The organism is Thermus sp. FJN-A (genome assembly GCF_054655095.1).
The window spans coordinates 1-393 of sequence record NZ_BAAHSC010000070.1; the positions used below are offsets into that span (position 1 = coordinate 1).

General features: G+C 70.5%; 1 protein-coding gene. It reads left to right on the top strand.

Features of this window, described 5'->3' with window-relative positions; genetic code table 11:
* Positions 1-180: 180 nt before the first annotated feature.
* Positions 181-393 (top strand): metal-dependent hydrolase (locus tag ACYQ0J_RS00360; RefSeq protein WP_460170241.1); only part of this gene is annotated, 213 nt, incomplete at its 3' end.

Sequence of the window (393 nt, forward strand, 5' to 3'; positions counted from 1 at the left end):
CCTCGCCCCCTTGGGAGCGCGTGCGGAGCACCAGCCGCTTGGGGTCGGTGAGGGCTTCCTCCACCTCCTGGGGACGCACCCCGTGCCGGGCGATGTGGGCGGTGTTGGCCTCATCCCAGGCGAAGCCCAAGGGGAAACCTCCCCTTTCAGTATATACCATGGTATTTGCAAGGGGGGGCCATGACCGCCGCGACCCACCTGGCCGGGGCCGCCCTCACCGCTTCCCTCCTGCGGGGCTTCGGGGTGGAGGTGGGCCTCCTGGAGGGCCTGGCCCTGGCCTGGGGGGCGGTGATGCCGGATGTGGACACCACCACCTCCGGCCCCGGCAAGTTCCTGAGGCCCCTCTCCACCTTCCTGGAAAGGCGCTTCGGCCACCGCACCCTCACCCACTCC